Genomic DNA, 11,843 nt, shown 5'->3' on the forward strand with positions numbered 1-11,843 from the left:
TCCCGCGCGGTGCTCCCCGCGACAGCCGGTACAGCTTAGCGCAGGATCTTCGCGCCGTCCGCACTGCCCCCTCCCGTGCCGGAACGCGTCGTCCGGCGCACCTCCCCTAGAGCGTCCTAGGAGGATAAGGGGAGTTGGCGGGCGGCGAAAAAGCCGGGTGGGAGCGTGCTTCCACCCGGCTTTTTCAGGTGCGGCGGGTCAGCCGTGCGCCTTGCCCCGGCCGCCGGGGCCGAGCTTCTTGCGGGGGCGTACGGAGATCTCGATCGGGCTGCCCTCGAAGCCGAACTCCTCGCGCAGCTTGCGCTCGACGAACCGCTGGTAGCCGGCGTCCAGCGGAGCGGTGGTGAACAGCACGAAACGCGGCGGCGCCACGCCCGCCTGGGTGGCGAAGAGGATCTTCGGCGCCCGCCCGCCGCGCACCGGGTGCGGGGTCGCCTGCACCAGCGCGGTCAGCCACGAGTTGAGCTGCGCGGTCGGCACCCGGGTCTCCCAGCTGGCCAGCGCCTTGCGCAGCGCCGGCGCCAGCTTGTCGACCGCCCGGCCGGTCTGCGCCGACAGGTTGAGCCGGATCGCCCACGGGATGCGGCGCAGCTCGCGATCGATCTCCTTGTCCAGGTAGTACCGGCGGTCGGCGTCGACCAGGTCCCACTTGTTGAAGGCGATCACCAGCGCCCGGCCGGACTCGGTGACCATGGACAGGATCCGCTGGTCCTGCTCGCTGATCGGCTCGCTGGAGTCCAGCAGCACCACGGCGACCTCGGCGGCCTCGATCGCCGCGGCGGTCCGCAGGCTGGCGTAGTACTCGGTGCCGCTGGCCTTGCCGACCCGCTTGCGCAGGCCCGCCGTGTCGACCAGCTGCCAGGTCTCCCCGCCGATCTCGACCAGGCTGTCGACCGGGTCCACGGTGGTGCCGGCGACCGAGTCGACGACCGCCCGCTCCTCGCCCGAGAAGCGGTTGAGCAGGCTGGACTTGCCGACGTTCGGCCGGCCGACGAGGGCCACCCGGCGCGGGCCGCGCGGCCGGTTCTCGACGATCTTCGGGGCCTCCGGCAGCGCGTTCATGATGGCGTCGAGCAGGTCGCCGGAACCGCGCCCGTGCAGCGCCGACACCGGGTACGGCTCACCCAGGCCCAGCGACCACAGCGAGGTCGCCTCCATCTCGATGGCGGTGTTGTCGGCCTTGTTCGCGACCAGGATCACCGGCTTGGCGCTGCGGCGCAGCATCCGTACGGCGGCCTCGTCCACGTCGGTCGAGCCGACCATCGCGTCGACCACGAACAGCACCACGTCGGCGGTCGCGACCGCCGTCTCGGCCTGCGCCGCGATCGCGGCGGCCCGGTCCTTGGCGTCGGGCTCCCACCCGCCGGTGTCCACCACGGTGAACTGCCGGCCGGCCCACTGCGCGTCGTACGGGACGCGGTCCCGGGTGACCCCGGGGACGTCCTCGACGACCGCCTGGCGGCGACCGATGATCCGGTTGACCAGGGTCGACTTGCCCACGTTGGGGCGGCCGACCACGGCCACGACCGGCTGCGGGCCGGTCGGCTCCTCGGTGTCGACGTCCGGTTCCCGCAGCTCGATCCACCCGTCGGTCTCGGTCATGCCACTCCCCGATCGGTCAGCAGGTCGCGCAGGCGCCCGACGACCTCGTCGATGCCCAGCTCGGTGGTGTCCAGCACCACGGCGTCGGCGGCCTGGGCCAGCGGGTCGGCCTTGCGGGTCGAGTCGAGCCGGTCCCGCCGGGCCAGGTCGGCCGCGGTCGCCGCGACGTCGGTGGCGTCCTCGGCGCTGCGCCGGGCGGCCCGGGCCGCCTCGGAGGCGGTGAGGTAGACCTTCAGGTCGGCGTCCGGGGCCACCACGGACCCGATGTCGCGGCCCTCGACCACGATCCGGCCGGCATTGGCGATCATCTCGCGCTGCCGGGTGACCAGCAGGGCGCGCACCGCAGGCACGGCGGCCACGGCGGAGACCGCCCCGGTCACCTCCGGCCCGCGGATCTCGGCGTCGACGTTCACGCCGTCGGCGGTCACGCCGTAGCCCTGGGGGTCGGTGCCGATGCGCAGGTCCACCTCGCCGGCGACCTTGGCCACCGACTCGGCGTCGGTCAGGTCGACCCCCGAGCGCAGCACCGCCCAGGTGATGGCGCGGTACATGGCGCCGGTGTCGAGATAGCGGGCACCGAGGCCGACGGCTAGCCGCCGGGAGACGGTGGACTTACCCGAACCGGACGGCCCGTCCACAGCGACCACGCATCGCCCGGCCCGTTCGTTTTCCTCCACCGTCGTCCTCCTCAGCCCGTACCTCACGAAACACCGGATGTGCCGCGAGCGGTTTTCCAAACGTTCTCAATGATGCCCGGCGTCGCGCCGCGCGCTGGGCGCCGCCGGCGCCGGGCCGCCAGGGAGCCTACCGGCAGCCGTACCCCGAACTCGGGGGTCAGTCACCCACGGCCTTGAACAGGGCGGCGACCTCCGCGTTGGTCAGCCGCCGCGTCCGCCCGGCGCGCAGGTCGCCCAGCCGGATCGGCCCGATCGCGGTACGCACCAGCCGGCTCACCGGGTGGCCCGCCTCGCCGAGCAGCCGGCGGACGATGTGCTTGCGCCCCTCGTGCAGGCTCAGCTCCACCTGGGCGGTCCGTCCCATCGTGTCCACCACCCGGAAGGAGTCGACCTTCGCCGGCCCGTCCTCGAGCTCCACGCCGGCCATCAGCCGCTTGCCGAGGTTGCGCGGGATCGGCCCGGACACCTCGCAGAGGTACGTCTTCTGCACCCCGTACGACGGGTGCATCAGCTTGTGCGCGAGGGTGCCGTCGTTGGTGAGCAGCAGCAGACCCTCGCTGTCGGCGTCGAGCCGCCCCACGTGGTAGACCCGCTGCTCCACCCGGTTGCCGAGGAAGTCGGCGAGCGCGGTGCGCCCCTTCTCGTCCGCCATGGTGGAGACGACCCCGCGGGGCTTGTTCATGGCCAGGTAGACGAGCCGGGTGTCGGCGACGAGGCGCTCGCCGTCGACGTGGATCACGGCGGTGGCGGGGTCGACCTTGTCGCCGAGCTGGGCGACCCGGCCGTCGACGGTGACCCGGCGGCGGAAGATCAGGTCCTCGCAGGCGCGCCGGGAGCCCACACCGGCGGCGGCCAGCACCTTCTGCAGGCGCTCGGCCCCCTCGAAGGCGGGCGCGTCGGGGCGGGGCGTGCGGTCATCGCGTGGCATCGGCAAGCTCTTCTACGTCGTCGGGAAGGAACGGGGCCAGCGGCGGGAGGTCGTCGACGCTGTTCAGCCCGAGCTTCTCCAGGAACATCGTGGTGGTCCGGTAGAGGAACGCCCCGCTGTCCGGTTCGGTGCCGCACTCCTCGACCAACCCGCGGGACACCAGGGTACGGATCACCCCGTCGCAGTTGACACCCCGGATGGCGGAGATCCGCCCCCGGGTGACGGGCTGCTTGTAGGCGATCACGGCCAGTGTCTCCAGCGCGGCCTGGGTCAGTCGCACGGACTGCCCGTCCAGTACGAACCGTTCCACGTAGGTGGCGTATTCCGGCCGGGTGTAGAGACGCCAGCCACCCGCGGCCCGGCGCAGCTCGAAGCCGTGCCCGGCGGTCGTGTAGCCCGCGGCGATCTCGTCCAGCACCGGCCCGATCCGCTCGGCGGGCTGCTCCAGCACCTGGGCGAGGGTCAGCTCGCTGACCGGCTCGTCCACCACCAGCAGGATCGCCTCCAGCGCCCCGCGCAGCTCGGCGTCGTCGAGTTCCGGGGCCGGCTCGGGCGCGGGCGTCGCCCGCCGCCGGGCCCTGGGCGCCTTCTCCGGCGCGCTTGCGCCCGGGCCCTCCCCCGCCGCCGCGGGCGCCACGTCCGCCGCCGCGGGCCCCTCAGAGATCCCGGCGGGCCCCGGCGCCCGCGGCGGCTCCGGGAGCGCCGGTGGCCCCGAGGGCTCCGAAGGATCCGGCGGGTTCAAGGGCTCCACGGGCGCCGGTGGCTCCGGAGCCGCCGCGGGCGGGGACTCGCCGGGGTCCTCGGCGTCGGGCGTGGCGGAGGGGACCGTGGGGCGCTGCCAGGGAGGCACCCAGGCGGCCGCCTGGTCGGCCAGGGAGTCCCGGCGCTCGTCGCTGTTCATCCCTCTGCTCCTCCCTGGTCGCCGTCCGGTCGCCCGGCGGGCCCGGCGGACTCCGCGGACTCGGCGGGCCCGGCCGCCCTGGCGGGCTCGGCGGGCTCGGGCGGGGCGCCCGCGTACTCGTCGATGTGCAGGTCGGGGCCGCCGTCGGCGGGGCCGGTCCAGCGTACGGTCAGCTCCTCCAGGGCCTGCTCCTGGACGAAGGCGACCAGGCCCTCCCGGTAGAGCTCCAGCAGGGCCAGGAACCGGGCCACCACCTCCAGGGTGGCCTCGCAGTCGGCGCAGAGCAGCGAGAAGGTGGCCGTGCCCGCCCGGCGCAGCCGCTCGGTGAGGATGGCCGCGTGCTCCCGGACGCTGACCCGCACCATGTGCACGTGGGCGATGGACACCTCGGGCACCGGCTTCGGCGTCATCGCCCTGATCGCCAGCTTCAGCAGCCGCTCCGGGCCGATGCCGAGCACCAGGTCGGGCAGCGCCTCGGCGTACCGGGGTTCCAGGGTGACCGCGCGCGGGTACCGCCGGCCGCCGACCTCCTCCAGCGCCGCGATGTGCGCCGCCGCCTCCTTGTACGCCTTGTACTGCAACAGCCGGGCGAAGAGCAGGTCCCGGGCCTCCAGCAGCGCGAGGTCCTCCTCGTCCTCGACCTCGGCGGCGGGCAGCAGCCGGGCCGCCTTGAGGTCCAGCAGGGTCGCGGCGATGAGCAGGAACTCGCTGGCCTCGTCCAGGTCCCACTGGTCGCCCATCGCCCGGATGTAGGCGATGAACTCATCGGTGACGCGGTGCAGTGCGACCTCGGTCACGTCGAGCTTGTGCTTGCCGATCAGCTGGAGCAGCAGGTCGAACGGACCGGTGAAGTTCGCCAGCCGGACGGTGAACCCGCCGCTCTCCGCCGCCGCCTCGGGCACCCCGGCCGGGTCCGTCGGCACCTCGGCGACGGCCTCGGCGGCCCGCACGGGCGGCTGCTCCGGCGTCGTCGGAGGGTCGAGGGGTGGCGCGGTCACCGGGAGACCGTAGTCCACGCCCCGGACGGCTCGGCGCGAAGGTGCATCCCGGCCTACCGCTCGGCCTGGGCGGCGATCACCTCGCGGGCCAGCTGGCGGTAGTTGCGGGCACCCGACGAGGCCGGGTCGAGCGTGGTGATCGGGGCCCCGGCGACGGTGGACTCGGGGAACTTGACGGTCTTGGTGATCACCGTCTGGTAGACCTTGTCGCCGAACGCCTCCACCACCCGCTGGAGCACCTGCCGGCAGTGGGTGGTGCGGCTGTCGTACATGGTGGCGAGAATGCCCTCGAGCTCCAGGTCGAAGTTGAGCCGTTCGCGCACCTTGTCGATGGTGTCCAGCAGCAGGGCCACGCCGCGCAGGCTGAAGAACTCGCACTCCAGCGGGATGAGCACGCCGTGCGCCACGGTCAGCGCGTTGATCGCCAGCAGGCCCAGCGAGGGCTGGCAGTCGATCAGGATGTAGTCGTACTCCTTGCGGACCGACCGGAGCACCCGGGCCAGGGCCATCTCCCGGGCGACCTCGTTGACCAGCTGGATCTCGGCCGCGGAGAGGTCGATGTTGGCCGGCAGCAGGTGCAGCCCCGCCACGTCGGTCTTGATCAGGACGTCCTCGGCGGTGACGTCGTCCTGCATGAGCAGGTTGTAGACCGACAGGTCGAGGTTGTGCGGGTTGACCCCCAGCCCGACCGAGAGGGCGCCCTGCGGGTCGAAGTCGACCAGCAGCACCTTGCGGCCGTACTCGGCCAGCGCGGCGCCCAGGTTGATGGTCGTGGTGGTCTTGCCCACGCCACCCTTCTGGTTGGCCATCGCGATGATCCGGGCCGGGCCGTGCCGGTCGGTCGGCATCGGCTCGGGAATCGGCTTGCGCATCGTGTATGCCGCCGGATCCGCCGGACCGAGATCCGCCCCGAGCGTGGCCTGCTGCTCGCGGAGCTCCGACGTCCAGGTCTCGGCACGGTCACCGTTGCCAGCCATGTGCTCGTTGCCCCCTCCCGACGACCACCCGGCGTCGGAGCCGTCCGACGTCCTTCGCGGCGCCGCTGCGCACCCCGGTCTGCATCACCATCGCCCCAGGAGGTCCGCGCCGATGCCGACTGTACGCCACCGCCCGGCGGCCCGGTCGCACCCGCTCGGCGTGTCGCCGCCCCGCCCACCAGGCCAGCCGTCGGCGGCGTCCCCCACGGACCGCCCCGGGCGCCGTCGCGCCTTCGCGAACCGGCCGGCGGCCACCGCGGCGAAGCGGGGTCCGGCCACCCACGGCGGGGCGGCCGGCGGTCGGCCCCGCGCCCGGGCCGGGGCCGGGCGGGGTCACCCCCGCGCCCGGGGATGGGCGGTCGCGTACACCTCGCGCAGCCGCTCGACGGTGACCAGGGTGTAGACCTGGGTGGTGGTCACCGAGGCATGGCCGAGCAGTTCCTGCACCACCCGCACGTCCGCGCCACCGTCGAGCAGGTGGGTCGCGTAGGAGTGGCGCAGGGTGTGCGGGGAGACCGCCTCCGGCCCGTCCACCGGCAGCCCGGCCCGCTGGGCGGCGCGACGCAGGATCGTCCAGGCGCCCTGCCGGGTCAGCGCGCCGCCGCGGGCGTTGAGGAAGACCGCCGGGGTGCCCCGGCCGGCGGCGGCCAGCCCGGGCCGGGCCCGGACCAGCCAGGCCCGCACCGCCTCGACGGCGTACCCGCCGATCGGGACCAGCCGGGTGCGGCCGCCCTTGCCGCGCAGCAGCACGGTGCCCTCGTCGACGTCCAGGTCGTCCACGGCGGCGCCGACCGCCTCGGAGATCCGCGCCCCGGTGCCGTACAGGAACTCCAGCAGCGCCCGGTCGCGCAGCGCGAGCGGCGCCTGGTCGCCGGCGGCGGTCAGCGCCCCGGCGGTCTCCAGCAGCCGCACCACGGCGTCGACCGGCAGCGCGCGGGGCAGCCGGCGCGGCGGCGTGGGCGGGCGGACGTCGCGGCTGGGGTCGGCGCCGGTCAGCCCCTCGCGCAGCGCGAACCGGTGCAGGCCGCGCACCGCGCTGGCCGCCCGGGCGGCGGAGGAGACCGCCAGCGGCGGGTGCGCGTCGTCGCCGGCGCGCAGCCGGGCCAGGTGCGCCTCGACCTGCCCCGGGCCGACGGCGGCCAGGTCCGGCACGCCGGCCGCCGCCAGGGTCGCCAGGTAGCGCTCCAGGTCCCGGCGGTACGACGAGAGCGTGTTCGCCGAGAGCCCCCGCTCGACGGTGAGGTGGTCGAGGTAGCCGCGGACGGCACGGCGCAGGGCCGGCGCGGGCTGCACGCCCGCGTCGGCCCCGTCCGGTGTGCCGGTCAGCCCGCCACCCCTCAGGCCAGCGCGTCGGCCAGCGCGAGGTTCGCCATGCCGTGCGCCTCGGCGACCGGGCCGTAGGTGACCTGGCCGTCGTGGGTGTTCAGGCCCAGCGCCAGCGCCGGGTCGCGACGCAGCGCCTCGCGCCAGCCGTGGTTGGCCAGCTCCAGCGCGTACGGCAGGGTGACGTTGGTCAGCGCGTAGGTGCTGGTGTGCGGCACCGCGCCCGGCATGTTCGCCACGCAGTAGAAGATCGAGCCGTGCACCTGGTAGGTCGGCTCGGCGTGCGTGGTGGGACGCGAGTCCTCGAAGCAGCCGCCCTGGTCGATGGAGATGTCGACCAGCACGCTGCCCGGCTTCATCCGGGAGACCAGCTCGTTGGAGATCAGGGTCGGGGCCTTCGCGCCGGGCACCAGCACCGCGCCGATGACCAGGTCCGCGTCCAGCACGGCCCGCTCGATCTCGTACGCGTTGGAGGCCACGGTCTGCAGGTGGCCGCGGTAGATGGCGTCGGCCTGCCGCAGCCGGGCGACGTTCTTGTCCAGCAGCAGCACCTCGGCCTGCAGGCCGAGCGCGATCGCGGCGGCGTTCATGCCGGAGACGCCGGCGCCGATGACCACCGTCTTCGCGGCGTACACGCCGGAGACGCCGCCCATCAGGATGCCGCGCCCGCCGCCCTGCCGCTGGAGGTGGTAGGCGCCCACCTGCGGGGCGAGCCGGCCGGCCACCTCGGACATCGGGGCGAGCAGCGGCAGCGACCGGTCGGGCAGCTCGACGGTCTCGTACGCGATGCCGGTGACCTTGCGGTCGACGAGCGCGTCGGTGCACGCCTTCGAGGCGGCCAGGTGCAGGTAGGTGAAGAGCACCTGCCCCTCGCGCATCCGGTGGTACTCCTCGGCGATCGGCTCCTTGACCTTGAGCACCAGTTCGGCGGTTTCCCACACCTCGTCGGCGGTGGCCAGGATCTTGGCCCCGGCGGCGGCGAACTCGTCGTCGCCGATGCTGGACCCGACCCCGGCGCCGGACTCGACGAAGACCTGGTGACCGCTGCGGACGAACTCGTTGACGCCCGCCGGCGTGATCGCCACGCGGTACTCGTGGTTCTTGACCTCGCGTGGGATTCCGACCTTCACGATGCAGACACCTCTCTTCGGGGCTGCGCTCCCCCGACTGCTCGGTGCCACGGCGGCCCCTTTGCCGCCGCGGTCCACCGGTCCCGCCGGCGGCAGTCTAGGCGCGTCGCCGCCCCCGATGAGGCAGCACAGTGACATCCGGTGCCCGTACGCCCTGACGATGTGTCAGGCATGAACGGCGCCGGCGGTGGGACGTCACCTCAGCCGTCAGGACAGTGTTCATCCATTATCGTCCCACTCTTCGGGTACCGCTGCGGACAAGAGACCAGTGGATCACTAGGGTGTCGCCTCATGACCACACCTCCTTACCAGCCCGGCTACCCGTCGGGCGTCTCCGACAAGAGCAAGGTCGTCGCGGGCGTCCTGCAGATCGTGCTGGGCACCTTCGGCATCGGCCGCTTCTACATGGGCGACACCAAGACCGGCGTCATCCAGCTCATCGTGTCCCTGGTGACCTGCGGCATCGGCGGCCTCTGGGGCTTCATCGACGGCATCCTGATCCTGATCAACGGTGGCGTCGACGGGCAGGGCCGGCCGCTGCGCGACTGACCGGTCCGCAACGACGAAAGGGGCCGTGCGGCGTACCGCACGGCCCCTTCACCTTCTGCTCAGCTCGGCAGGGGCGCGTCGGCCCGGCGCAGCGCCGACCAGCCGGTGTCACGGGCCCGGACGGCGGCGAGCAGCCCGGCCACGCAGGAGGCGTTGGTGATCTCGCCCGCGAGGACCATGCCGACCGCCTCGTCGAGGTCGATGCGGACGACCTGGAGGTCGGCCTCCTCCTCGCGTCGCTCGTGCCGCCGCTCCGCCGGCACGTCGGTCAGGTCCCGGGCCAGGAAGACCCGGACCAGCTCGTTGGTGAAGCCCGGCGAGCTGTGCAGGTCCACCAGCACGTCGACCCGCCCGGCGGCCAGGTCCACCTCCTCGGCCAGCTCCCGGATCGCGGCGGCGGCCAGGTCCTCGCCGGAGACGTCGGTCAGCCCGGCGGGCAGCTCCCACAGGTGCCGCCCGACCGCGTGCCGGTACTGGCGGATCAGCACCACCTGGCCGGCCGCGTCGAGCGCCACCACGGCGACCGCGCCGACGTGCCGGACGACGTCGCGCACGCCCGTCCCGCCGCCCGGCATGGTCACCTCCTCGCTGACCACGTCGAAGATCCGGCCCTGGTAGCGCTCGGTGCGGGAGCGCACCTCGTAGCGGTGCTCGACGGCGCTCACGACGCCGCCCCGCTTCGCGTGCCAGCGGCGTGAGCCGCCGCGCTGCCGTGCCCGATGGTTCGCTCGCTCCGCTCGCTCACGAGGCCGACGTCGCCTTCGCGGCGGCGCCACCGTTGCGGGCGGCCTTCTTCGCGGCGGCGCTCTCGGCAGCGTCCAGGTCGACCGGGAGCTGGTCGGCCTCCGAGTAGGCCACCGCCGCCTTCACGAAGGAGGCGAAGAGCGGGTGCGGCCGGGTCGGCCGGCTCTGCAGCTCCGGGTGCGCCTGGGTGGCGACGAAGAACGGGTGCAGGCCCCGGTCCAGCTCGATGAACTCGACCAGCCGCCCGTCCGGCGAGGTGCCGGAGATGTGCAGGCCGGCCTTGGTCAGCGCGTCGCGGTAGGCGTTGTTCACCTCGTACCGGTGCCGGTGCCGCTCGCTGACCTCGGTGCTGCCGTACGCCTCGGCGACCAGCGAGCCCTCGGCGATCGCCGCCGGGTAGGCCCCCAGCCGCATGGTGCCGCCCAGGTCACCCCGGCCGGCGACGATGTCCTCCTGGTCGGCCATGGTGGCGATGACCGGGTGCGCGGCCTCGGAGTCGAACTCCAGCGAGTTCGCGCCCTCCAGGCCGGCCAGGTGCCGGGCCACCTCGATGGTCATGCACTGCAGGCCGAGGCAGAGGCCGAGCAGCGGGATGCCGTTCTCGCGGGCGTACCGGGCGGTGCCGATCTTGCCCTCGATGCCGCGCACCCCGAAGCCGCCCGGGATGACGATGCCGTCCACGCCAGCCAGGGCGGCCGCCGCGCCGGTCGGGGTGACGCACTCGTCGCTGGGCACCCAGCGCAGCTGCACCCGGGCCCGGTGGCCGAAGCCGGCGGCGCGGATCGCCTCGCTCACCGACAGGTACGCGTCGGGCAGGTCGACGTACTTGCCGACCACGGCGACGGTGACGGTGTGCCGGGGCTGGTGCACCCGCTCCAGCAGGTCGTCCCAGCTGGTCCAGTCGACGTCCCGGAAGGAGAGGCCGAGCCGGCGCACCACGTACGCGTCGAGGCCCTCGCGGTGCAGCACCTTCGGGATGTCGTAGATGCTCGGCGCGTCCGGGGCGGCGGTGACGGCCTCGCGGTCGACGTCGCAGTAGAGCGACAGCTTCTGCTTGACCTTGTCGGGGATCTCCCGGTCGCAGCGCAGCACCAGCGCGTCGGGCTGGATGCCGATGCTGCGCAGCTGGGCCACCGAGTGCTGGGTCGGCTTCGTCTTCAGCTCGCCCGACGGCGCCAGGTACGGCACCAGCGAGACGTGCAGGTAGAAGCAGTTGTCGCGGCCCAGGTCGTGGCGGACCTGGCGGATCGCCTCCAGGAACGGCAGCGACTCAATGTCGCCGACGGTGCCGCCGACCTCGGTGATCACCACGTCCGGCACCTGGCCGTCGTCGTCCGGGTCGGCCATCGCCAGGATCCGCGACTTGATCTCGTTGGTGATGTGCGGGATCACCTGGACGGTGTCGCCCAGGTACTCGCCGCGCCGCTCCTTGGCGATCACCTCCGAGTAGATCTGTCCGGTCGTGACGTTCGCCTTGCCGGAGAGCGCCCGGTCCAGGAACCGCTCGTAGTGCCCGACGTCGAGGTCGGTCTCGGCGCCGTCCTCGGTGACGAAGACCTCGCCGTGCTGGAACGGGTTCATCGTCCCCGGGTCGACGTTGAGGTAGGGGTCGAGCTTCTGCATGACCACGCGCAGGCCGCGCGCGGTGAGCAGGTTGCCGAGGCTGGAGGCGGTGAGGCCCTTACCCAGCGAGGAGGCGACTCCCCCGGTGACGAAAATGTGCCTGGTCGTCCGTGCTGAAGGGGCCAAGGCCTGCTCCCGTGTCGTCCGTCGCGGTCGTGCAGACCGCCGTGCCGATCAGCCAAGTGATCACGCGATCCACGGGATTCCACGGTAACACCTCATCCGGCCCGCCCGCCGGGCGCACCCGCAGCGGGCGGCGGCGCGTCGGGTCCCGGCTCAGGAGGCGGTGACCTCGGTCGATGGCCGGCCGGCCGGCGCGCGCTGCCCGGCGTCCGTGCCGGCCGTCGGCCCGTCCGCCCCGGTCGCCGGGCCGGGGGCGCGCGGGGCCGGG

The 11,843-nt window shown here is 73.7% G+C and carries 11 protein-coding genes; 1 reads left to right on the forward strand and 10 read right to left on the reverse strand.

All coding sequences use genetic code 11. From position 1 onward, the window contains the following. Nucleotides 1-198: 198 nt before the first annotated feature. The 8 genes from der to ald all read right to left on the reverse strand — a co-directional run bounded on the left by der (nt 199) and on the right by ald (nt 8,536). Nucleotides 199-1,602: a ribosome biogenesis GTPase Der gene (gene der, locus AB0G08_RS16635; protein ID WP_358088193.1), complete on the reverse strand. Its 1,404-nt coding sequence runs from the start codon at nt 1,600-1,602 to the stop codon at nt 199-201. Beyond that, nucleotides 1,599-2,279, reverse strand: a complete 681-nt coding sequence (cmk, locus tag AB0G08_RS16640) for a (d)CMP kinase (protein WP_358088195.1) — start codon at nt 2,277-2,279, stop codon at nt 1,599-1,601. The genes der and cmk overlap by 4 nt, the downstream gene beginning before the upstream one ends. 157 nt (nt 2,280-2,436) lie before the next feature. Next, complete coding sequence (locus AB0G08_RS16645; protein ID WP_358088197.1) at nt 2,437-3,207, reverse strand: pseudouridine synthase; 771 nt, start codon at nt 3,205-3,207, stop codon at nt 2,437-2,439. Then, the gene (gene scpB / locus AB0G08_RS16650; protein WP_358088200.1) at nt 3,194-4,108 is read right to left on the reverse strand and encodes an SMC-Scp complex subunit ScpB; all 915 of its coding nucleotides are present in this window, start codon (nt 4,106-4,108) and stop codon (nt 3,194-3,196) included. The genes AB0G08_RS16645 and scpB overlap by 14 nt, the downstream gene beginning before the upstream one ends. Then, a complete protein-coding gene (locus tag AB0G08_RS16655) occupies nt 4,105-5,124 on the reverse strand; it encodes a ScpA family protein (RefSeq protein ID WP_358088204.1) in 1,020 nt (339 codons plus the stop codon). Before AB0G08_RS16655 ends, scpB begins: the two co-directional genes overlap by 4 nt. Before the next feature lie 35 nt (nt 5,125-5,159). Beyond that, nucleotides 5,160-6,083, reverse strand: a complete 924-nt coding sequence (locus AB0G08_RS16660; protein WP_121397670.1) for an AAA family ATPase — start codon at nt 6,081-6,083, stop codon at nt 5,160-5,162. A gap of 333 nt (nt 6,084-6,416) precedes the next feature. Further along, nucleotides 6,417-7,409, reverse strand: coding sequence for a site-specific tyrosine recombinase XerD (locus tag AB0G08_RS16665; RefSeq protein ID WP_358088229.1), 993 nt, complete (start codon nt 7,407-7,409; stop codon nt 6,417-6,419). A gap of 11 nt (nt 7,410-7,420) precedes the next feature. Next, on the reverse strand, nt 7,421-8,536 hold the full coding sequence (gene ald / locus AB0G08_RS16670; protein ID WP_358088207.1) for an alanine dehydrogenase: 1,116 nt from the start codon (nt 8,534-8,536) through the stop codon (nt 7,421-7,423). A gap of 171 nt (nt 8,537-8,707) precedes the next feature. Here ald and AB0G08_RS16675 point away from each other — a divergent pair, with 171 nt between their 5' ends. Further along, complete coding sequence (locus AB0G08_RS16675) at nt 8,708-9,085, forward strand: TM2 domain-containing protein (RefSeq protein WP_358088209.1); 378 nt, start codon at nt 8,708-8,710, stop codon at nt 9,083-9,085. Between the two features lie 59 nt (nt 9,086-9,144). Here AB0G08_RS16675 and AB0G08_RS16680 read toward each other — a convergent pair whose 3' ends face one another. Both AB0G08_RS16680 and AB0G08_RS16685 read right to left on the reverse strand, forming a co-directional pair. Continuing rightward, nucleotides 9,145-9,750, reverse strand: coding sequence for an NUDIX hydrolase (locus AB0G08_RS16680; RefSeq protein WP_358088212.1), 606 nt, complete (start codon nt 9,748-9,750; stop codon nt 9,145-9,147). 76 nt (nt 9,751-9,826) lie between these two features. Then, a complete protein-coding gene (locus tag AB0G08_RS16685) occupies nt 9,827-11,578 on the reverse strand; it encodes a CTP synthase (RefSeq protein ID WP_358088215.1) in 1,752 nt (583 codons plus the stop codon). Nucleotides 11,579-11,843: the final 265 nt, after the last annotated feature.

The organism is Micromonospora sp. NPDC023644 (genome assembly GCF_040640115.1).
In the GTDB taxonomy this organism is placed as follows: domain Bacteria; phylum Actinomycetota; class Actinomycetes; order Mycobacteriales; family Micromonosporaceae; genus Micromonospora.

Excerpts from the sequence above, each read along its gene's own strand:
- der (WP_358088193.1), bottom strand. The coding sequence starts at position 1,602 with ATGACCGAGACCGACGGGTGGATCGAGCTGCGGGAACCGGACGTCGAC.
- AB0G08_RS16645 (WP_358088197.1), bottom strand. The coding sequence starts at position 3,207 with ATGCCACGCGATGACCGCACGCCCCGCCCCGACGCGCCCGCCTTCGAG.
- scpB (WP_358088200.1), bottom strand. The coding sequence starts at position 4,108 with ATGAACAGCGACGAGCGCCGGGACTCCCTGGCCGACCAGGCGGCCGCC.
- AB0G08_RS16660 (WP_121397670.1), bottom strand. The coding sequence starts at position 6,083 with ATGGCTGGCAACGGTGACCGTGCCGAGACCTGGACGTCGGAGCTCCGC.
- AB0G08_RS16675 (WP_358088209.1), top strand. The coding sequence starts at position 8,708 with ATGAACGGCGCCGGCGGTGGGACGTCACCTCAGCCGTCAGGACAGTGT.